A 23,669-nucleotide genomic window follows, 5' to 3' on the forward strand; every position below is an offset into this window, starting at 1 on the left:
AGTATATGGGATAAAGGGCGCTATTAAGGGATAAATGGTGAACTTATCTATATTTAGCTAAAACAGCTGGTATTAAGTTCCTTTTTAGAGAGGTGAATTAAATTCTGATTCCTGAGTTTTTATTAATATCACCACCTTTCTTAGGTGGTGATATTAGTACTGAATTAATCAATAGCATCAAATGAGATTGAAAACATATGGGTTGGTTTCGTTGGGTTTTCTGCTGATCCGTGCATAAAAAACGTAACTGCCATTCGATCTTTTGAAATCTGACGAATTAGTGTTTTTGTCGTAAAACATAACAGTCCTAAATATCCACCGTCTGACAAAGATAAATAGTCTGCATTTGGAAATGTTATTGTTTCGTGTATTCCCTCTTCTTCATAATACGTATCTAATACCAAATCTGTATTTTCAATTAATTCCCAGGTACCACCTGTTACATTTGGTACTTCTGATTGAGTAAGCCCCAAGCCGGAATCAAACACTATATTGTGCCCATTAACTGCACTGTACATATAGCTTACTAATCCTTTACCATTTACCATGTTAATATCAACGGTTCCATCATGGTAGAATGTGTAAATATTATCATATTCTTCACCAAGACCAATCAAACCTAAGCCATTGTCAGTTCCTGCATCTAACTCATTAGTAAATTCAGCGGTTATGTGGCCAGCTCCGGCTAAACCAGGAGTAATAGTTTGACTCATTTTCCATTTTTTTCCTTCTGTTGCATCAGGTCCACCAGTTAACAATTCAAGCATTGAAGCTGCAATGTATAAATCCTTCACAACAACAACTTCACCACCTTCACCCTTAGCTGTTAGCATAACTACATAATCACCAGAGTTAGTATATGTATGTACTGGGTTTGCTTCAGTGCTGGTTTCTCCATCACCAAAATCCCACATGTAACTATTTACATTTTGTGCCTGCGATGAAAAATGAATTTCATACGAATTATCTTCTGCGGCTTCAAAACCAAAATCAGCTATAGGAGGATCTGCATCTTCACTACATGAGAACATTATTGCTACAGCAACAAGTCCTAATAAATAATTTACTGTTCTTTTCATTTTCTTAGATTTAATTATTAGTAAATAAGAGTTTTATTTTATCTTTCTATACACCTTTAACTACCGCTTAAAAAGCAATCTAATTCAATATATCCCACCATAGAGGTGTTAATACATCATCTTTTCCCTGCTTAGAAATAGCGTCCAGATAGTTCGAGTTATTCAGGTTTATTTCATTTGATGGATACTTTAAGCGGCGTGGAAGCATACCATTTGTCACGCCTAGTTCATACTTAGGTTCTGTTCGAATTACTATACGTGGGAAACCTGTTCTCCTTATGGTTGTCCAGCCCTCAAAGCCATCAGGTAATAAGGCAATCCATAATTGGTTGTAAATTTGTTCAAACTGTTGATATTGCGTACCGGACAAATTACCTTGCTCACTTGCCAAATACTGCTCTATAAGAGCTTCATCAATACCCCATTGATTAAGAGCAGCAGTTATACCTTCGCGGTAATACTCATTTGCATCGCCATCAATGATGTTATACAAAGCTGCTTCGGCCTTTAAGAACCACACCTCTGAGGCTGTAAGAATGTAAGTCGCAGCGGCTTTGCCAATAAGTGTATCCGTTAATGATGCAATAATACTATAGTCAACTTTACCTAACTCTTCATCACTCAATCCATTCGTAACACCAATAAATTCTCCATTTTTAGGGCGACAAAATATATCCAGCCTTGGATCATTGTAACTTTTTAGTGTTTCAACCAACATTTCACTTGGTCGTACATCATGATAAACGCCAACTGGAAAATTGATAGGATTATTAAAATCACGACTATCTTCACTGTACTGAAACATTGCATTATCTCCATTCGTCTCAATAAGAGGCTTACTCATGCACTCAGTAATTAATTCTTCTGCCAATTGAGGCTCTGCTCGTCTGAGTCGCATTGCCAGGCGAAAACGTAAAGAATTTGCAAAAGCCCCCCATTGATCTAAATTGTTTTCATATAATGGATCAGCCTCAGAAAATCCATTTTCCACATCAGAATTTTCAAGCGTTTCAATACTTGCACTTAGTGTATTTAAAACATCCATGTAAATATCTGATACTTGATCATAAGCAGGATATAATATTTCCTCTTGCCCATAACCACCTTCTGTAAAAGGTACTGCTCCATAAGCATCGGCCAACCTGATATAATTATAAGCTTCTATAATCTTTGCCATGCTATAGCGAGTTGAATTGGCATATTTGCCGTCTTCGCTTGTTAAAAGAATAACCTCTTTTATATGCCTTATCGGATCTGAGTATAACTTATTAAATGCATCGGCATAAAATGTTTCAGTAAAGCCATCCTCATAGATATCAACAAATCGAGTCAGATTGTTTCCTACATAATAATGCCCGTATTGATACCCAAATGGAAATTGTAAAGCAACATTCGGTCCTCCTACAGTACCAAATACTGCAGTGCTAAAAAAGTATTCAGGATCAAGTTCTTTTTTTTGATTTGGATTGGTGTTCACTTCTTGCAGGTAATCATCGCAACTATAAACTACCATTAACAAACAAGCCGCTAAAATTATATATATATTCCTCATCATGTTGTTGTTAAAAATTAATTTTTAAGTTTGCTCCAATACTCCTGGTCGATGGTAAAGCTGAATGTTCAAATCCTGTAGATACATTACCTGAACCAAATCCCGATTCCGGATCAACATGATCCATGGCTTTGTATATGAAGAATAAGTTTCTTCCTACTAAGGATAAGTGTACTTTATTTATTCTTAGCCCATTTAACCAATTTTGTGGTAATGAGTAACCTATTACTACCTCTCGTAATCGAACATTGGTCGCATCCTGCATCCATTCAGCACCAATTTGTTTATTAAAAATATGATACCAACGAGCCGTAGGTGAAATTGGGACTGTATTAGGCTGGAGATTATTTTCGTTAATACCTTCCTCAACATAGCCACCAGTACCTGCATACCATTCAGCACGTCCTTCCAGTGTTTCTACACCAGTTCCGAAGAGTGTTCGATAAGCTTTACCCCACGAGTAAATATCACCACCCTTTTGTATGTCGACCAAACAACTTACTGTCCAGCCTTTATAGGTGAGCTGATTAGTGATACCAGCCATCCAATCAGGATTAATATTACCCATCTTTTTATATTCACCCGGAATTGCATAACCAAGGTCATCTACCAGTTTATTACCAAAAATATCCCGTTTGAAATCTCTGGTATATATATCACCATATGAACTACCTTCATAAGCTCTTATTTCAGCATGCCAATCATCACCCAACGGCAAATATTCCATATCACCATATAGTTTATTTACCTTGTTTTTATTCTTAGTCCAGGTTAAAATGACATCCCAGTTAACACCACTTCCAGACTGAATTGCTTTAGCATTCAATTGCAATTCAATTCCTGAATTTTGGATCTCACCCGCATTAACTGTTTTAGATGAATAACCGGATGTAATTGGAATTGCAATATCCATTATCTGGTTTTTCGAAATACTATGATAATACGTTGCATCAACCCCAATGCGTCCATTGAATAAACTTAAATCGGTTCCGACTTCATATGAATGTGTAATCTCAGGTTTTAACTGGAAGTTAGGAATATTACCTCCTATATAACCAAGTGGGTAACTATAATCTGTTGCTCCAATACCATAATATTGATCAACCTTATAGGGGTGTGTATCGTTACCAACCTTTGCATAAGATGCTCTTAGTTTTCCGGTGCTTAGAATATGGCTACTAATTCCCAATGCTTCTGTAAACAGGAAGCTTAAATTCTCTGAATGGTAGCTATATGAGTTGTTTTCTAAAGGTAAAGTCGAAGAGAAATCATTTCGGTATGTTACATCTAAATACAAATAGTTTCGGTAAGATACCTGTCCCATACCATATAGAGAGAAAATGGCCTTCTCACTAAAACCTTCGCCTGTGTAGAATTTTTTATAATTCGAAATAGTATATAATCCTGGTTCTCTCATTTCCACACCACTCTGAGATATACCACGATACTTGTTAAACTGATGATTTCCTCCCAGACTAACAGTCAAATCCCAATTATCATTAACTTTTTTGTGATAAGACAATAGAAAATCTGAATTCCATTCAATTCCGTTATTATAACCTTGATAAAAACTTCCTAGTCCATCAGATGAAACAACTCGTCCCGGATTTTCATACCCCATATTTCTGGAATTGGTCATATCAAAACCCGAACGTATGGCTAAACTCAAGTTATTTACAATCGTCCATTTTAATGATAACATTGTCTGTAATCGGTGTTTCTCATCTTCATTGTGCAAATTATCAAGCACCCAGTAAGGATTTGAAAAAGTGTGATCCGAAGTCCATTTCATTTCTTTACCATTGGCATCCACTGTATTATTACGTAAAGATGCCATGCTAATATTACGCGGTAACACATCTAAAGAAAGCATCAGATTTGAGCTACCTTCAGCTAAATCCGGACGGTTATTGACCTTTGAATGAACATAACTGATTTTTGCATCAAACTCCAGATTTTCACTCAATTTAGAGAAGCCTCTTAAAGCCAATGTTTGTCTTGACAAATCATTATTAGGCACCAGTCCTTTCGCATCCTGATTGGTAATCGAAGCTCTAAAAGTCGACTCACCGTTACCGCCTTCAAATGCAACCGTATTGGTAAAAGTAGAACCAGTACGTAAAAACTCTTTATAAGGATGTGGTTGCTTCGTCATTAATTCCTGGCCACCATGCCATCCCGTTACATTTTGCCCTTCAATTTTTGGTCCATAACTCCAAATATTCGGGTAATCCTGAGAAGGCCCATGAGGTCCGTTAAGTGGCGGATACCTACCAAATGCTCCCTGACCATAATCATTCTGTAATTCAGGCAACACCATTGGGGTTTCTATTGTATAACCAGAGTTAACAGTTACACCAATTCCCTTTCGTTGAGTTCCTTTCTTAGTGGTAATAAGAATAACCCCGTTAGCACCTCTGGAGCCATATAAGGCAGAAGCTCCAGCTCCTTTCAAAACACTCATCGATTCTATATCTTCCGGATTCAGATCAGATAGAGCATCGCCACCATCAGTACCACCCCATCTGTTATTAGCACCTCCATGACCAGATTCCATAGGAATACCGTCAATTACAAATAAAGGTCTGTTATTGCCAGTCATCGAACTGACACCTCTTAAAACAACTCTTGTAGAACCATCAACACCGGTGGCAGCACGAGTAATCTGCAAACCAGCTACTTTACCTGACAATGAGTTAATCGGGTTATTCTCTTTGGCCTGTGATACGTCATCGCTATTTACCTGTGTAATAGAATATCCTAAAGAACTCTTGTTTCTTGAAATATTTAACGCCGTAACAACCACTTCATCCAATGATTCAATATCTTCTGATAAGGCTACGCTAATTTTATCCTGACCATTAATGGGCTTTTCAATTTGGTTAAAACCAATAAAGGAGTAAACCAGAACATCGTATTGGTTGGCTACCTCCAGTTTATAGTTACCAAATACATCTGTAATGGTACCATGGGTTGATCCTTTCACAAAGACATTTACACCCGGCAAACCCATATTATCAGTCTTTGATTTTACTGTACCCGTCACTACAATTGCTTTCTGATTTTCAGTTGGCACTACCACAATAAGGTTATTATCCAGGATTTTAAAATCGAGTTTTGTTTTTGATTTTAATTCCAACAAAACCTCTTCTATATCTGTAAGCCTGGCTTCAAGAACAACTTCGTGATTTAATTCCTCGATAGCATCATTAAAAAAGAAATTATAATCGGTTTTCTCTTCAATTGATGATATCCATTTAAGAACTGATTTGGGTTTATTTTTACTTTCCTGGTTTTGTGCCTGCGAAGTATGGCAACTAACAACAATTAAAAGCACTGTTGCAATAAACATCTGCAACCATCTTGTTTTATTCATCATAGATTAATTTTTTATAGATTTCTTTTCAATTTGTGGATTTATATTTTATTGTTTTGTAAAGAGCCATACCTTCCGGTCCTTTATCTTGTAATCAATTGACGAGGTAAGTTTCAAAGCCAATAATACCTGCTCAATGGTCTGATCTTTTAGTAAGCCTGAGAACTTGAGTTCTTTCATTGAATCATCTTTCAATTGTATCGTTACATTGTACTTTCGTTCAAGACGTTTCACAAGGTTGGTTATCGGTTCGTTTTTCAGATATAATTCATTATTCAACCAGGCTGTTATACCTTTAGAATCTATATTTTTATAAAGCAGATATTTGCCAGCTCCCTGTGTTGTGCTTGCATTCCCCCCTTCTTTAGGCAAGCTATAAACCATTCGCTCATTAGGTTTAAGGTAAATTTCCCTGGCTTTTCCGTTTGTCTCATTTTTAGATTGGACACTAATAATACCTTCAAGCAGGGTAGCTTCCACCTCTTGTTCATCATCGTAAGCTGTTACAATAAATTCCGTTCCATAGGCTTTTACATCTAACGCTTTTGTATTAACTACAAAAGGTTTTTTCGGATTCTTCTGAACTGCAAAAAAAGCTTCGCCTACCAGCTTTACCTCTCGGGTATCTTTATTAAAGTTATTAGAGTAAGATATTGTACTACCCGAATTCAGTTTCACTGTCGAACCATCAGGTAAAGTTATGTCTGACTGGGCACCATTAGGAATCGATATGGTTTGCACTGCTAACTGTTCTGGGGTTAGAACAGTGTATACTTTAAACAAGGCCAAAGAGATCACTGCGCCTAAAATGAAAACAGCAGCCATTTTCTGATAATACGTCAGTGCGATATTCCGTGTCTTCTTCCTTGCATTCGTTACATCAGGTTCAATAAAGTCTTTATAGAATGATTGCCAGTTCATTTCAATCAATTCGTCAGATACTTGATTGTCTGGATGATCATTGATCCATTGATTCGAAAAGTTGGCAAAAGTATCCTGTTCATCAGGATTGGCATTAATCCATTGCTTTAACTCAAACTTTTCGTTCTCACGCAGTTGTTCGCCTTCTAATATGCGAATGATGTATTGATATATTTTTTCTTTAGAAGCCATTATTATTGGTTTGTTTTATGACTGGCATTCCAAAGAGAAAAATCCCTTACAAAAAGTTTTAAAAAAATTAATTCTTAGAAACTGTTTAAATTTTGTTTTTGTGAGTTAGTTTGGATGAATTAAGTTCTCAGACAAGGCAAAAATGATGAGAATAGCATCGCTATTTAAAGAATTTTTGCAGAAGTATGAGGGTTTAAGTCGCCAAAATAAGCCAAAGGATAAAACTTAAACAGTTTCTTAATATTTCAGACGACGTTTAATAAACTTTAAAGCCCTATAAATCTGAGTCTCTACAGTCTTTGGAGAGATATTTAATTGGTTGGCTATTTCTTTATACTTCAATCCTTTTTCCCGGCTGAGGATAAAAACATTACGGCATTGCTCAGGTAATTCATCTATCAAATCATTGAGAATATTACGCATTTCTTCTTCATAGATAATGGAATAACCATCTTCAATACGAATGCCTTTTTTCAAGCTCTTTTGCACAAAGTCTTTCTTGTTTCGCTCCTTATTGAAGTAATTGATACAAGCATTATGGCAGGCTTTTAACAGGTATGACGTAAATGACTTTTGAATATGAATTGCCTTCCTGTTCTTCCAGATCCAGGCAAAAACATCCTGAACAATATCCTCACAAATCGATGGTGTTTTAACAAAGCGCAGACAATACTTATAAGCCAACCGGTAATTTCCCATATAGAGTTGCTCAAAAGCATCAGCATCCTCATTAACATTCAGGCCAAATATATGCGGTTTAACACTCATTACTAACAACTTGGTTTTCGCGAAAAACTAATGTAGAATTGTATTGATATAATCTTCGGATTATTTAAGTAATAAAAGTCCGAAAAATGCAACGCACTTATCCAGATAATTATATGACACTAAATTACAACCACTTACAATTACTCACTCTTAACTCTCTTCGTTTCGATAAATTATTGGATTGATATAGGAAACGCTAAAAAGTAATTATTATTGGTTGGTATGATATCATTGATACTGCTAAGCGATTTTTTCAGCAGATTATTTAGATCAACTGTTTTGTTCTACGCATAGAATATTATTTTTGCGTATATAGCATAGATAGATGAAGAAATTAACGGACTATTTAAATAAGAGCTTTCCTCACTTTGACTCTTGGTTGAAAAGAGTTATGCATATTGTTACCACTCTTTTAATATGCACCTTTATATTATTTGGTTTAAATGCTTTTAATATAAGTTCCTGGATTTCTATCCCTGACTGGATATCTTTTTTAGGTTTACATGGATTCCTGTTAATAGGTCTTGGCACTTTGTTTCTCTCGCAATTGATTATCTATATCATCTTTAAATCGCGTGATTTTAAAGTAAAACACCTGATTATATGGCTGGTATGTGAAGTACTGTTTATATCAGTTATCTCAACATTAATTTATGGCGACCAGGGCAGTTTCTTTTTGAACGAACTGTTAACCACACTTCGCTATACATCGCTTATATTGTTTTTACCATATACCTTTTCGTTACTACTACTAAGTTCTTTCTTCGGCACTAAACTTGAAAATGTAACCACACCGGAGCAACCAAAAGTTGATTTATTCCATTTCACGGATGAGAAAAATCAAACCCAAATGAGCATTAAACCATCACACGTTCTTTATTTAGAGTCATCGGATAATTACGTCACGATTTATTACACCGACGATGGGATTGTTAAAAAAGAGCTGGTTAGAAACACTTTAAAAAGGGTTGAATCTGAGTTTGTCGATAAAGGTTTAATGCGTTGCCACCGTTCTTTTATTATTAACATTCAGAACATAGAAACTATTAAGAAAGTGGCCAGAAGCTATCAGATAAAGCTAAAAAACACTGACATGTTCATCCCTGTATCGAAGAGTTTTATCCCACAGGTCAAAGAGTTAATTAGCAAATAGTGACGAATATCCCATAATGTGATAGCTACTCCCATAAATTTGTAATGCACTTTTTCGCCGGGTATTTTTGGATCGAAGTATTAATTTAAAATCAAAAATATCATGAAAAAATTTATTGCATTTTTTGCCTTAACGTTCGCATATGTTTTAACAATTCAAGCAGCAGAGAAAGACATTATCGGTAACTGGAAATTTGAATCTGAGCAAGCTCCTTATGACTACCAAACCGGTAAAGCTGTATTTTACGAAAAAGATAACGCATTAATGCTAACGCTTGAATTCGAATACGAAGAGCTTAAGGATATTAAAGTGACTTATAAAGACAACAAATACTCCTTTGAAGTTGAGGTTGAGTATCAGATGATTCCTGTAATCCTGGAGATTAAAAACGGAGTTATTGAAGGATATGCGGAAACTCCTGAGGGTGATCTTCCGGTTGTGATGAAAAGGGAATAGAATTATTATCTAAAAATGCCAGTAAGAAGTGTGACTCTTACTGGCATTTATTTTACAATCGTTTTAAATCGAAGGTAGGTTTTTAACGTGGAGTTAGCTGGGTATAGGATATCACATGTTCTCCTAAGATATCACCAAACTCATTAATCAACCTGAAGGTTACCTGGGGTTCTGGTCCTTCCGCACTAAAAGTAAATTCACCAAAAGCTCTTAAGCCTTTTCCGTGATAACCAAAAATCTGATTTACCTGATCCTTTGCCATGGCATTCGGTCCAGGAACTCCACCAAGCGTTGCAGCCTCGAACTCATACAACTTGTATCCTGAGGGTCTGGGAATTGTAAATCCTCTCGCACCATGTCGGTCACCACTAATTAATAGTACACCCGGAATTTTCTCCCTTTCGATCAAGCTGAAAATTTCCTCTCTGGCCGGTTTGTCCCAAATACCCCACGAATCCTTTCCATTTGATATATCATCGCTCCACATGGTTCCACTCGAAATAATCTTAAATGGTGCAGTTGATTTCTTTAATGTCTTTTTTAGCCATTTAAGCTGATCTTTTCCCAAATACGAACCATACAGACCTTTTCTCTCTAGCTCACGACATGATCTTGTATCAAGCATTATTATTTCAACCTGACCAATACGAGTATTAAAATAAATTCCTTCATTATCATTGTGAGGGTTATTCCAATTCTGATACCATATCTTTCTTAGCTCATCAATATCGTTCGCGGTAAATGACTCAGGAATACCACTCAGATCGTTATTCAGATAATCATGATCATCCCAACTTGCATATAAAGGAACGTTAGCCGAGAGTCTCTTCCAGGCTTGTGATACATCACGGAGCAAATAGTCAGACCGGTGCATGCTAAATTTGTTTTCCCGGTCATCAACCGCAATATCACCTAATAGCAACATCGCATTGGGTTGTCTGTTTAATATGGCATTAATAAGGTTAGGATTATGAAGGCCTATCTTATGAAAACAGGACCCAAATGTCAGCCTCACCTGACTCTTTTCATCAACAGAAGGCGCAGTTGAAAAAGCACCCTCTGCAATGGTCTTATTATCCGAGAGTATTACATACTTATATTCGCTGGCAGATGATAAACCGTTTAATTTTACTCGCTGCTCCTTACCTGCTACAGCTGGTTTAATTGTTATTTGTTTCATTTCATCACCATCCGGTTTAAGCACCTTTATGGTGAGGGTGTTCGTACTGGCTGGCCTCAGCCATATACTTACTCCACCATCTTTCAGATCACCCAACATGGGTCCTCCCATCATCATGACTCCATTATTTCGTGCAGCGTCAATAATGGCGTCGCTTGTAAAGCTGGCATCATGGGCAGAAAATTCTTCTCTGGCTTCGAGATAAAATTGGCGAATATTTGTAGGCACCTCCCCATAACTATCAAGTAATCTGATATCTATTTCAGTACTACCAATATGCGCTTCTTTTAGGGTGACGTTTTCTCGCAGAGCTATGGATTCTTTGTCTTGAGCATAACAATTGCTGCCTAAACTTGCAATAACAATGAATGCCCCAATCACCATTAATTTATAAAGACTCATTATCCGATCTTTTTCAATGTTATAAAAATCCCTACAGTTCTTTCCAATATTGTCATAGAAATCTAATCATTGGATTTAACTCTAACCCTTACTTACTTTGCTTACGTTTTCTTCTTATTCTCCTTAAAGCATATATAAGAAGGACGGTAATGATCCATAATGGCCAGAGCTTGACGAACCATATAATAAAATCAACAAACCCGAACCAACCTTTTGACAGGGATTGCTTAATGCTTTCGGAGAATTTAACTCTTTTTCGAGGACTGTATTTAAATTCTTTTTGTTTGAAAATGCTTAGACGAAGGGTACTGTAATCAACCTGATCACTCAGGTATTTTAATCGGCCGGTTGTGCTTTCCACTTCCTCTTCCAAACGACGAATCTTTTCCTGTATCTCCAGCATTTCTTTTACATTGCCAGCTTTTTGCAATAACTCGGTATATCGCTTTATATAGGCTCGCTTATTCTTCAATCGTGTTTCCAGATCGATAAACTCATCCGTTACATCACGCGCATCAACTTCTTTGTACAATATTTCACCATCGCCTTGTTCCAGTGCATCTATAAAGCGTTCAAAGTTAGAACTTGGGATTCTGATCGTCAGGTTATAAGACGATTCCCAATCTGAGTTATTCAGGTTCTCGTTGGCATAATACCCCTCAACACTTTTAACTAATGAGTCAACCCGGCCTTTGGTGCGTTCCAGATCGTTTACTTTAAGACCCATACGACCATCTTTAATGATCTTCTTTTTGATTACTTCCTGCTTTTGAACTGATGGTGAAGGAGGCAACGGAGGTGTTACACTTTCTTGTCGTGTAATAGGCACTTCCTCTTCCATAGCAGCAAAGTTGTAGGACTCACCATTACCTGTTTTATGGTGACAGGAAGTTGCAAATAAGATTGTTAGTAAGAGTAGGATTGTTGTTGCTTTCATAGTTTCTGATTTTTGTCTATTACAGGCGGTTCTTTGTTATCAAAAGTTTTTGATGATATTTTTTGTAATAGAATTGAAAGTAAAAGTCATTTATTTTGTGTGTTCCTGATTAGTGTATGCTAAATTATAAATTTTGGTTAAACGGACTGATATTACTAATACGAATAAACAGTTAAAATTAATTTACCAATAACAGATGTGCCGGACTTTCAGCCCTCATTCGCATCGCATATTTGATCATAGCCCTTACGGACTATGCTGTTACGTATTACCCTTACAGGGCAATCAGAATGCTGTAATTACGATTTATGGTCTGTAAGGTCTTAAAATGGAAGCATAAGACGAACTCCTCCGATAAATGCAGGTTGAGAGGGTATAATAGTTCACCTCTAATACCTAAGTACTAATATTTTCTGTTATTCGCTTAGCGCATTAAAAGCGCTTAGCGAGTTTTTCACATCATGTATTATGGATCGCATCTTTATGCCCATAATGTAAATAAACATGCGATCCGTTTTATTTAATTAGATTGCAATAACACCTGCTTATACACCCACTCCCCGAACCGGAATGGTAAAAGAAAACTCGGAGCCTACACCCGGTTCCGATTTCAGGTCAATTTGTCCACCCATCATTTCAACCAGTGATTTGCAAATTGGTAAGCCTAACCCAGTTCCTTTCAGGTGGATGGTGTCGTCATTTTTGACCTGCACAAAACGTTGAAAAATTTCCTTATGCCGTTCCTTAGCAATGCCAATACCAGTGTCCTTCACAAAAAACCGGATATCGCCATTTAGTTGCACCTTATAACCGATGGTTATTTTTCCCTTATTCGTAAATTTTATCGCGTTATTCACAAGGTTGGTCATCACTTGCAAAATCCGTGTTTCGTCACCAACAATGCTGTCCTTACCATCTTTCAGCCCGTATTTATATTCCAGGGTAAGCGTTTCTTTCTCTGCCGATTGCAACAAAGCTTTGTTATTGGCCTGTAGCTGTTCAAACAATCGATTTATGGCAAAGAGCTTTTTGCTAATGGTCACCTGGTTGGCTTCAAGTTTCGAGAAACCAATAATATCATCAATCAGGTGAAGCAGGTGCCTGCTGTTTTTGTAAATTATCTCTGAATAGGTCTTTACATCGTCCCCGCTCAGTTCGCCTCCATACAATATTTCACCAAATCCGGCAATGGCATTCATCGGTGTTCTTATTTCATGACTCATATTAGCCAGAAAAGCCGATTTAAGCCGATCCGCCTCTTCTGCCTGCTCTTTAGCTGCAATAAGATCTAATGTACGCTGCTTCACTTTTCTTCGGAGCATGACATTAAAAAACAGCATCAGCAATAAAACAACAGTAATGCTTGCTCCGCTATAATAGAATATTCTAAGCCGCTGTGCATAGGATTCTTTGGTATGTGACAACCACTTGTTATAGACCTCGGCCCTCTCTTTATTACTAATAGCATTAACTCCTTTGGTCAGGATCTGATTCAACATTGGTAAGGCTTTACGGCTGGCAATACCGAGTTTATTGTTGTAGGGTACTTCCCCACTAATACGCAGATTACTGATTCCTTCCGATTCGATTAAATAGGTAGCCACTGCCTGTTGACAAATAAAGGCATCCTTTTCACCTGTTGACACGGCACGCAGGCAATCCACATCGTCGTTCATCGGTTCAATTTTCAGATGTGGAAAGTTATATTTCAGATACTCATGTATGGCAAACTGATCCACCACTACAATACTTTTATCCGCCAGTTGATCCAGATCTTTCAAATGTTGATTATTGGCTCTTACTATAATCACATGGGGATGATCGGTCAAGGGAGGCGTGAAATTCATATAGTTCAGCCGTTCAGGTGTACTTTGCATATCAAGTAAAATATCAAAGCGCCCCGCCTTCAACTGATTTAATCCATCCTGAAAGTCGAAATAATAACTTCGTTTAAAACGGTGGTCAATCCGATCTTCGATTATTTCCAGAAAGTCAATCGACATTCCCACTACTTCGCCGTCATCATTGATAAATTCGAAAGGAGGCCAATGAGCCATGATGCTAACGGAGATATTCGGATGTTCTTTTAGCCAGACTTTTTCTTCTTCGGTTAATATAGAAGTCTGGCGGCAAGCACCTGCCAGGATACTTACTAATGCGACAAGCAAAGTAGCCAATGCAATATACCAAACAGGTTTTTTATCCATTGCACTAAGATATTACAAATCGTCTAAAGCTGAAAACAGGGGGTTAAACAACAGTAATCGTAATTTAATGATTATAACCACCTCCCCATTTTGTGGTACTCCTCTTTCAAAAATGAGTTATATAATATATACTAACACCCTACTTTGACATCTCATCCCGGCCTTCTTCTGCAGGAGAAGGAATGAGTATTTCCTCTCCTTCATGGCTACTCTTTATACACATCTTTATAAAGGGGCGATACTCCTTGTTGTGAAGTTTGAGCCTCTATCTCAAAAATGTCTTTCCATTGAATGTACAGTAAGCATTAAGTACTGTAACTCCACACACCCATTATTTATAAATCAATTTCATCTGCTGATCGACATAATTCCTTTAAAGTTATGCTTCCGTTATATCTTAGCACAGATTCTGAAAATCAGTTTTTTATCACAACCTGAATATCAAAATTTAGATCAAAATCAAGTTAATATAAATTAACATTTTAGAAGTTTCTTGTGATTTATAAGGTAATGATTAAAATATGATTGCATTTCAATTTTATTTTACCCACAAGAATAACAATCACAAAATACTGATAATCATATAATTATAAGTTTAACATTATACAAAATATCACACTGCGATATTATTCTTTTATCTGTTCTGAAAAAATTATTTAACTTATTAATCAACTATTAAAATATTTTTATTAACATTGTGTATGCTTCAAACACACATAAGCATACCCTTTTTAATAACCCCTAAATAATAAGTTATGCCGGTAAAATTTAAAGTACAGGAAAAAGCAAACCCACAAAACCGCGATGTAAAAAAGTATTATGTGCAACCTGTTCGCGTAGGAACCGTTAAGCGCACTCAGTTAGAAAGTGAAATTATAGACCTGACTTCGCTCAGTAAAGCTGATGTGCGGGGGGTGTTAGTTACTCTATCGGATCTGATAGGTAAATACATTAAGCTGGGCTACAATGTGTCGATCGATGATGTGGGCACCCTTAGTCTTCGGGTCAGCAGCGAAGGAAGCGAAACGGCCGAAGAAGTTACGGTAGACAATGTTAAGAAAACCAGCGTAGGTTTTAGAGCTGCTACTTCATTACGCGAAGGAATCGAAAAAATTAAGTTCGAAAAAGTAGATTAATTACAGCTTAGTTTTTGCGATGTAAAGTTGAAGAATGATAACAAAGTGCTTAAAACAGTGGTTTTAGGCACTTTTTACTGATAAAACACATCATTCTTAAATTCAAGCTATTACAACAATTAATATCCTATTGGATATTTGGTTAATCCCAAAGGTTTAACCTTTCAGTCCCAAAGGCTTAACCTTTTAACACCAAAGGTTTAACCTTTCAATGCAAAAGGCTTAACCTTTTAACGCAAAAGGTTTAACCTTTCGACGCAAAGGGTTTAAGCTTGGCAGTTCTAAAGTATAATCCAAAAGAGTAAACGACAGATTAACAATGAAATATAAAAATAATCTCATAGTAGATATAAGGCACTTTGCACTTTATATCTACGGTGCCCTTCACTCTAAAAGAAACCATACAACTAAATAGTCAACACGCGCCTAGCTAATTTGCAAGCCTAACTCCACAGCCAAATGTTTCGGCTTGCCAGGAGCCGATTTTTTTATTTACACTCCTAAAAAGCATATTATGACCAAACAAGAACGAATAATTGGAAAGCATCCTGACGATTCTCATAACATTGGGATTTGGTTGTCTGCAAATGATTTGCCTCATACTGATACTAAATGCCATCGTGAACTAACAGAGTTAAATTCACAAAGCGATGAATTAATAGAATGGATGGCAAGAAAATTAATAGACCATCATTATACAAATTATAGATTGACTAAACTAAAGGAGAAGTTTGGCAATCTTGGATTTGATAAATACGCAGAGCAACACCGCAAGTTACCTAGAGCGGACAAAACTAAAAAGGGCAATGGAACTGAAGTATTATTGATAGAATACATCCAAGCCACACAAAAGAAAGAACTGATTAAAGTTTTTAAATTAAGGTATAACCCTAATGTTGACCAGTCAATAAAAGGTGATGATACTTTAATGGTTGATTTATTCGAAGAGGATGGTGTAGAAAAAATAAAAATGTTTCTAGGTGAATCAAAATTCAGAAAAACACCAGCAAAGAAAGCGATAGATGACATAACGCGTTCTTTGTGTAAAGATACATTACCACTATCCTATTCATTCCTGGTCGAGGAAACTGCAAAAACAGATGAAGAATTAGCTGAAAAACTTGATAATTATATTGACAGAGACATAAAGGATAGAGGAGATTTAGCTTATATCGGACTGCTGTTAAGCGATAATACAACATCAGATAAAGTAGAGACGCATTTGAGTAGCGACAACGAAAACTTAGTTTTCATTTCTATAGGAATAGAAAATCCTGAGGATTTTATTAACTCAGTATTTACAAAAGCAGAAGAATTAATTTCAAATCCAGTTGCATTATGAGACTTGAACACATAGAAGAAAGCTATACCAAATTGGAATCTGACTCTACTTTACAGAACTTTATTGCGCAGGCAAATGCAAGATATATACTTTATAACACAGGAGAGGACGAAGATAATTTTCCAAGGTATACTATTAAAGATGATCAACTAAATATCCTTGCTTTTAAATACCTTAATATCGGCTGTAATTATTTTGAAAATAGAATGTTCACTAAAGCTTCTCGTGCTATTGAAAAAGGGGCTTCTGTTCTAGAACATGTCAATGGTTCACCTAATGTACAAACCAAGTATAAAAACTTATATGGACTTATTGCTGCACTAGGTTACTATGTAAGTTTTCAGTATTCAAAATCATTTATACTTATCAAAAAACTTGAAAGTGATACAGTTATTTCTTCTTTAGTATCTCTTTTTTTAAAACGTGATTTTAACCATTTACTAGATTCAATAAATCAAATAGTTATAGATTCTAACTATTCAGATGATTTTTTATCAGAACAATTCGATATAGAGGATTCTACAATAAAGATTTATGAAATAACCATCGCAAAAGCATTAAACTCATATGTCAAATATTATCATACTGGCGAATTTGAATTATTAGAAGTAGCAAAAAGAAACCTTAAAAATCTACAAGAAATTGCAGAAATTAAGGGAGAACCAGATATTTGGTGGGTAATAAGACTACTGCTATTAATTCTTGACGGTTTTACTCAATCTTCCCTATGGCAAGTTTTATCTGAATATTTCAATACTCAAGACAATTTACCTTTAAAATATATTCAATCACTTGTTTATAAAACTAGTGGAAGTATTACAGAGTTATTTGTTACACAAAGAAACTCTTTACCTAAAGTATTAGACAATAAACAAGAAGGAAGTATTGTAAGTATTCCAACCAGTAGCGGAAAAACAAGGATTGGAGAAGTTGCTATTTTAAATTGCATATCCACCAACCCTGATGCAAAAGTACTATTCGTTGCTCCGTACAGGTCATTAGCTTATGAAATAGAAAACTCATTAGATGAAATCTTTAGCAATTTAGATATTTCAATTTCACACTTGTACGGAGGGAGTCTATTTAGCAAACTTGACGAAAAAATTATTGATGAATCCTCCGTCATTGTTGCTACTCCAGAAAAAGCAAAAGCCTTATTAAGAAGTAATGCAGAAATACTTGCCAGCTTAAAACTAGTAATAGTTGATGAAGGACATTTGTTTGGAGCAGACAAAAGGCTTATTGTTAATGAGATATTTTATGAAGAGTTAAAATATCATGTTAAAAGCAATGATGGAAAATTTTTGTTATTATCTGCTGTTTTACCCAATGCTGAAGAGTTATCAGACTGGTTAACAAACTCACCAGATAATGTATACAAAGAAAATTGGCGTCCGTCGGATGAGAGGATTGGAATAATGGAGTGGAATGGAAACTCGGTTGATTTGAATTGGAGAAGTACTGATACTGAAAGAAATTCATTTAACCCCAATTTTATTATTCAGGAAGAATTGCCAAGAAAACCTAGACAAAGGAAACCACGTTATTTCCCAGAAAGCAAAAATCAAGCTGTTGCTGCAACAGCATATAAATTAAGAAACTTTGGCCCAGTATTAATCTTTGCAGGTATTAAAAAATCAGTTTTTACTATAGCAAGAGAATACGAAAAGTGTATTGCTCCTGGCGACAGTGATTTTGAGTTTAAGAATAAAAGTAATTGGCGTGCTTTTGAACTTGCATGTACTGAATCATATGGGGCTGATTCAGAATGGTTGAATTTTGCCAAAATGGGTGTGTTTTGTCATAATGCTGATTTATTAGCTGATGTTAGATTACCACTTGAACGTTTGATGAGAAGCGAAAAGCCCAAAGTTATAATTGCTACTTCAACTCTAGGTCAAGGAGTAAACCTTGGAGTTTCTACAGTTATCTTTTCAACATTAACTCAAGGATTTAATCCAATTGCAAAAAAGCCTATCCCCATAACTAAAAGGGACTTCTGGAATATTGCAGGTAGAGCAGGTAGAGCTTTTGTTGACCATGAGGGTAAAGTTTTAGTTATACATGATGTAGTAAATAAGAATAGAAAAAGAAGGCAACGGGATAGAAATAATATCTTGGAATATTTGGACAAAGCAAAAATTGATAAAGCTAAAAGTGGTTGCTTACAACTTATAAGAGTTTTGAAAAATTTAGCTTTGCAAAATGACCTTTCATTCGAAAAGTTTATTGAATTGATTGCTGAAAATAGATTTAGTGAAATACATGAAAAATCTGAAAAAATAGATTCTCTACTTGATTGGATTGATGATGGTTTATTAGCTCTACATAATTCTAATAACAATGATGAAAACGATGTTTCATGGGTTGAGGAATACTTTGTTAAATCATTAGCATACATACAAGCGAATAACTTTGACGACATCACAGGCTATGAAGTGATAGAGTTTGTCAAAGCAAGAATAAAGGGAATTACAAGAAAGGTAGGTGAAGAAAAATCTGATTGGGAAAAAGTTGTGACATCGGGTATACCTATTAACTCCGATTTACAAATTGAAGATAAGCTTGACGATATAATAGCATTTATTCAATCTTACATTATTGATGACAAAACATTGGAGAATAGAATATTGTTGCTTGAAAATATTGAAAATTCAATTAATGAAATCAATGCTCTTGCGGAAGAATATTTGCAAAGTGCCGATGAAAAGGATATTAGACAAATGTGGTTAAGCGGTATTCCAATGTCTGATATTATACATCTAGAGAATGCTATTGATATAATAACTAAGCATTATTCTTTTAATCTTCCATGGGTTTTAAATGGAATTTCAAAAAAACTTATAAAACGTAACTTAATAGAAGAATCCGAGGTTATTGAAGAATTAGCAATTCTTGTCGAATTAGGATTGCCCGTAATAACAGCAGTTAAAATTTATCAAGCTGGTATTCGTTCAAGGTCTTCTGCCCTTGAAATATCAAATCTTTTTGACGATGAACTTTGGGAGAAAAGTATTAAAACATACAAAACTGACTTAATAAGGCATTCTGAGTTTTATAAGAAACAAGTTTCCGAAACAGCATCTTCTTGGATTGATTTACTAATTCGCTTTTCAAAAAGAGAACTTCTAAAGATTAATAAAGTTCCAAATTTTACCTTTGGCAATGTGCACGAAAATACCCAGAGACTAATTGCTAAATTAATTAATGAAGACCAATATTTATTTAGCCCAGATTTTAAGGTATTAGAGAAAATTAGTGAAGATTGTGAAATTGATTTTTCGGAAGTAAATAAGCTAAACGGGATTTACTTTGATTATAATGAAAATGATAAGGTTTGGAAAATGAATTGTAAAAACCCATATGTGAGATTTAACTAACATATCATACACCAATAAAGCTTTAAGTTAATTGATAACCTAAGTCTTGAGATTACAAAAAAGATCGCATCCTAACTAGCAAACAAACCTTTAAGGATGCGATCTGTAATACTACTACCGAACAAGCTTAAGTAATTAAATAAAGAGACGACACTACAAAAGATCGACCCCTTTCACAGATTTATGTACCTTGTGTTTTTTTAATGCGCTTATACCACAATTGACTTTAAATAGAATGGATTACAAAGGCTTTGCGAAAAGGATCATTGAATTGAAAGATGCAGACCTTGCACTTCGGGACAGACTTGTTCAGAACGGACAGCTTTCAGAAGGTTATAACAAGGAAATGGAGAAATTACATAATCGGAATGCTGAGTTATTAAATGAGATAATTGATCAAATCGGTTATCCAACAATTGACAAAGTAGGTAAAGAAGCCAACGAAGCGACCTGGTTAATTATCCAACACTCAATTGGACAACCCAATTTTATGAAAAGGTGCCTGAAGTTATTGGAAACCTCAGTGGCACAAAACAAAGCCAATCCAAAGAATCTGGCTTATCTGAGTGACAGAATAGCTGTATTTGAAGGAAAACCCCAGCTTTACGGCACTCAATTCGATTGGGATCAGAACGGCAAGTTAAGTTCCAATTTATGTGACAACATCACCAAAGTCAATCAAAGAAGAAAACTTATCGGGCTTAACACCATTGAAGAACAGACTAAGTATATAAGAAGGCAGGCTAAAAATGAAAATCAATCGCCACCTATAGATTATAACCTACGAAAACAGGAGTTTGACAAATGGCGAAAATCGGTGGGCTGGATAAAATAAAAGACAAATTGCTGAATAGTGAAAACAAATAGAAATTGAATTAAAGAATAGCATATTACTATGAATGGGAAGTGTGAGTATTGTAACGGAAGTTTAGGTGAATTTATTCATTTGAATAGTTTTTATTATAAATGCTTAAGTTGCAGAAAGGTCAATGTTGCAACTAGTTATGAATCTATAAGAGAGCATTTAGAAGGGAACTATGAAGTTTTAATCTCAGATGAAAGCTTAAACGAGCAAATATTAATAGGGACAGGAAATATTGAAGTTCTATTAACTCAAATTGATATTGAGGTATCTTCAGGGAAACTAATACATTTAAAGAGGATATAGTAAGCTATTAAGTTTCCCAGCTATCATGCGAATTGAAAATTAATAAAGTCAGTCCTTTTGCTTGATAAATAAGACAAAAAAGATCACATCCTTATTAACAACCTGCCAATAAGGATGCGATCTGTAATAATTCCCAACTATATTATTTATTCACATAGAAATAACGAATGCGGCAGGCATTGCCTGTGCTTTGTTTACCGGCTTCCTTCGCTAATCTGATTTTTAGTGTATGCTTCTTATTATCCAAGCCTGTTGCAAGGGTGTAGTACCATGGCAAATGCAGATGCATGCTCCAGTTGGTAAATAAATCCTGCTGTTGCCATTCGCCACCATCGATGGAGTACTCAATAATACCTGCATCAGGGCCCGCTGCCACGGCAATACCAACGGCTTGCCCTTCAAATTTAAACTGCAGGGTACCTGATTCACCTTCTGCTACCAGCATCGGTACTTTAATGTAGTTATCACGACCTCGCTTACCATCCTTCGGCTTCCACTTATTAATCATGGTCCAGCCACTTGTCAGCTTTGCCTCTTCGGCCAGTATCAGTTCACCATTACTATAATTATCAGCATCTAATGGTGCAGGCTGCGAATACATGCTTACCTTATCATCCCCGGCCACAAACCCTGCCCAGGCTTTATCCAGAAAGGTCAGCATGGAACGGGCATAAACACCTTGTCCAAATGGTGAAGGGTGCAGGTTTCTAAAATCATCCTCCCAGGTAAATTCACCTGCATCAATTCGTTCGGTCACTTCTTTAGCCAGGTTGATGGATGGAATATTATAGTGCTCTGCCACCGCTTCGTGGTTTTGAATCACTTTGGGTACATTTCCGGTGCGGTAGCTCTCCATTTTATCGGGATCAACAAAATGCATCAACACCACATCTATTTCAGGATTTACATCGCGCAAATGCCTTACAATTCCTTCCATGGCACGAAGCTGTTCCTGGTCCGTTCGTCCGTTCGACGCATCATTAACGGCTGCTTCTTCAAACAACAGATCGATTTTACCCTTTGATAGCACATCGCGCTGCAAACGGAAGGCAGCTGGTGTGGTACCCATTGATGGAATACCGGCTGCAATAAACTCAAACTCTGTTTCGGGGAATCGCTTTTGAAGGTAGGCACAAATGCTATCTCGCCAGCCTCCGTTATAGGTGATTGATCCGCCTAAAAAGGCCACTCGCCCTTTCTTTTCGCGTTCAAACTTTATTAAACTATTACGAATACCCCCACGAAGATGATGTATATATTGAACCGTTGATAACTCTTTAGGCATCCAGGTATTGCGCATAATAAAATCGGCCACTAACTGAGGGGATTCAATGGGGAAATGGTGTCCCTTTAGTTTCTGTTTGCCATCGGTACAGGGAATCAGTGTAACCGGTCCGCCCAGTTTCACATAGCGATCGGCTAATATAAAGCTGTTTTCGCTTGGTGGCACCACCTGGTCGTCTAAACCTATCATGTGCATAATGGGCACTTTGTATTTAGCCAAATCATCCAGTTGATCAATGGGATTATTCATCCATGCTTTGGCGGCTTTATCTGAAGTAAAACCATAGGCCTTCTTTAGCTTTTTCCAGTCGGCTTCACTGCCAATGCCTGTTCCGAAACCTCCCGGCCAGCTCTTGAAATCACATACCGGCGCTTCAGCATAAATGCACGACACCTTTTCGGGATTTTGTTTCGCCCAATTGTAGATAAATAAACCACCACGACTGACTCCTTCGAGTGCTACCTTTTTCGATAGCTGATGTTTCGAAGTAAGGTGCTCATAAAAGGCATCCCAGGCAGCCACAGCTTCAGGACTTCCAAACAGTTCATTGGTATTCAGGTGAGCTATATGAAAACCTTCGCTTAATAAGATGCTGTCGGTTTCATAGTGCCACTCGGGGAAACGTGCACGCCACACCCATGGTTTGCCTTCTAGCGCCTGATTCGGAACGATTACATGTGCAGGCCGTCCTTCGAATTCAAAATCGAATCGTTTAAAGCCATGCCATTTCGACTGACGTCCGGTAAAAGATATCTTCGGGCTTGCTTTTCCCATACCACCGGCTATAGCTGTGGCGTACCGACGACCCAACTCAAGTTGGGCTTTGGTATTAAAATGCACTTTGTCATTGGGCATATTAATACCCGGCTCAACACATCGTAACGGTAAATCATCGGTTTGCACCAATAAAGCTCCCTTGGTGGCCAGAGCATGACCTGAATTCTGGCTGATATCGAACTGTGCCTGACGCACTTCTTGTCGTCCGGTAAATCTTGGCTGATCAATGGGGATTACATAACCATAAACAAACAACATATCAGGAGCATTGAATTGCTCACGAACCCGTCCAATAAAATGTTTCAGGTTAAGTGCATAAGCTCGTGATCGATCAAGGCCTGCTATATTTGTCCCACTT

Annotated in this window: 15 protein-coding genes; 6 read left to right on the forward strand and 9 right to left on the reverse strand. The window is 36.6% G+C overall.

From position 1 onward, the window contains the following. Positions 1-164 precede the first annotated feature (164 nt). From AC4MRQ_RS10005 to AC4MRQ_RS10025, 5 genes are all read right to left on the reverse strand, one after another. The gene (locus AC4MRQ_RS10005; RefSeq protein ID WP_491197531.1) at positions 165-1,079 is read right to left on the reverse strand and encodes a PKD domain-containing protein; all 915 of its coding nucleotides are present in this window, start codon (positions 1,077-1,079) and stop codon (positions 165-167) included. Positions 1,080-1,158: 79 nt separating this feature from the next. After that, the gene (locus AC4MRQ_RS10010; RefSeq protein ID WP_491197532.1) at positions 1,159-2,631 is read right to left on the reverse strand and encodes a SusD/RagB family nutrient-binding outer membrane lipoprotein; all 1,473 of its coding nucleotides are present in this window, start codon (positions 2,629-2,631) and stop codon (positions 1,159-1,161) included. Between the two features lie 10 nt (positions 2,632-2,641). Next, on the reverse strand, positions 2,642-6,010 hold the full coding sequence (locus tag AC4MRQ_RS10015) for a SusC/RagA family TonB-linked outer membrane protein (protein ID WP_491197533.1): 3,369 nt from the start codon (positions 6,008-6,010) through the stop codon (positions 2,642-2,644). A gap of 45 nt (positions 6,011-6,055) precedes the next feature. After that, complete coding sequence (locus AC4MRQ_RS10020; protein ID WP_491197534.1) at positions 6,056-7,120, reverse strand: FecR family protein; 1,065 nt, start codon at positions 7,118-7,120, stop codon at positions 6,056-6,058. Between the two features lie 237 nt (positions 7,121-7,357). Continuing rightward, a complete protein-coding gene (locus AC4MRQ_RS10025) occupies positions 7,358-7,888 on the reverse strand; it encodes an RNA polymerase sigma-70 factor (RefSeq protein ID WP_491197535.1) in 531 nt (176 codons plus the stop codon). A 325-nt stretch (positions 7,889-8,213) separates the two neighbouring features. Between AC4MRQ_RS10025 and AC4MRQ_RS10030 the strand changes: the two genes are divergently transcribed. Both AC4MRQ_RS10030 and AC4MRQ_RS10035 read left to right on the forward strand, forming a co-directional pair. Continuing rightward, positions 8,214-9,041 (forward strand): LytTR family DNA-binding domain-containing protein, encoded by an 828-nt coding sequence (locus tag AC4MRQ_RS10030; protein WP_491197536.1) that lies wholly within the window; start codon positions 8,214-8,216, stop codon positions 9,039-9,041. Positions 9,042-9,143: 102 nt separating this feature from the next. Next, positions 9,144-9,497 carry a hypothetical protein gene (locus AC4MRQ_RS10035; protein ID WP_491197537.1) on the forward strand — a complete coding sequence of 118 codons (354 nt, stop codon included), beginning with the start codon at positions 9,144-9,146 and terminating at the stop codon, positions 9,495-9,497. Positions 9,498-9,579: 82 nt separating this feature from the next. Here the strand turns inward: AC4MRQ_RS10035 and AC4MRQ_RS10040 are convergent, their stop codons facing one another. From AC4MRQ_RS10040 to AC4MRQ_RS10050, 3 genes are all read right to left on the reverse strand, one after another. After that, positions 9,580-11,079, reverse strand: coding sequence for an alkaline phosphatase D family protein (locus AC4MRQ_RS10040; RefSeq protein WP_491197538.1), 1,500 nt, complete (start codon positions 11,077-11,079; stop codon positions 9,580-9,582). Between the two features lie 88 nt (positions 11,080-11,167). Beyond that, a complete protein-coding gene (locus AC4MRQ_RS10045; RefSeq protein WP_491197539.1) occupies positions 11,168-12,016 on the reverse strand; it encodes a DUF4349 domain-containing protein in 849 nt (282 codons plus the stop codon). A 545-nt stretch (positions 12,017-12,561) separates the two neighbouring features. After that, complete coding sequence (locus AC4MRQ_RS10050; protein WP_491197540.1) at positions 12,562-14,223, reverse strand: ATP-binding protein; 1,662 nt, start codon at positions 14,221-14,223, stop codon at positions 12,562-12,564. 755 nt (positions 14,224-14,978) lie between these two features. Here AC4MRQ_RS10050 and AC4MRQ_RS10055 point away from each other — a divergent pair. From AC4MRQ_RS10055 to AC4MRQ_RS10070, 4 genes are all read left to right on the forward strand, one after another. After that, positions 14,979-15,359: an HU family DNA-binding protein gene (locus AC4MRQ_RS10055; protein WP_491197541.1), complete on the forward strand. Its 381-nt coding sequence runs from the start codon at positions 14,979-14,981 to the stop codon at positions 15,357-15,359. Positions 15,360-15,873: 514 nt separating this feature from the next. Beyond that, on the forward strand, positions 15,874-16,701 hold the full coding sequence (locus tag AC4MRQ_RS10060) for a Hachiman antiphage defense system protein HamA (protein WP_491197542.1): 828 nt from the start codon (positions 15,874-15,876) through the stop codon (positions 16,699-16,701). Next, positions 16,698-20,081 carry a DEAD/DEAH box helicase gene (locus tag AC4MRQ_RS10065; RefSeq protein ID WP_491197543.1) on the forward strand — a complete coding sequence of 1,128 codons (3,384 nt, stop codon included), beginning with the start codon at positions 16,698-16,700 and terminating at the stop codon, positions 20,079-20,081. The genes AC4MRQ_RS10060 and AC4MRQ_RS10065 overlap by 4 nt, the downstream gene beginning before the upstream one ends. 235 nt (positions 20,082-20,316) lie before the next feature. Beyond that, entirely contained in the window at positions 20,317-20,916 is a 600-nt protein-coding gene (locus AC4MRQ_RS10070) for a DUF6624 domain-containing protein (protein WP_491197544.1), read from the forward strand. Positions 20,917-21,391: 475 nt separating this feature from the next. On the opposite strand, the gene AC4MRQ_RS10075 is transcribed toward AC4MRQ_RS10070, so the two are convergent. Next, positions 21,392-23,669 (reverse strand): GDSL-type esterase/lipase family protein (locus AC4MRQ_RS10075; RefSeq protein ID WP_491197545.1); only part of this gene is annotated, 2,278 nt, incomplete at its 5' end.

The organism is Carboxylicivirga sp. (assembly GCF_982718395.1).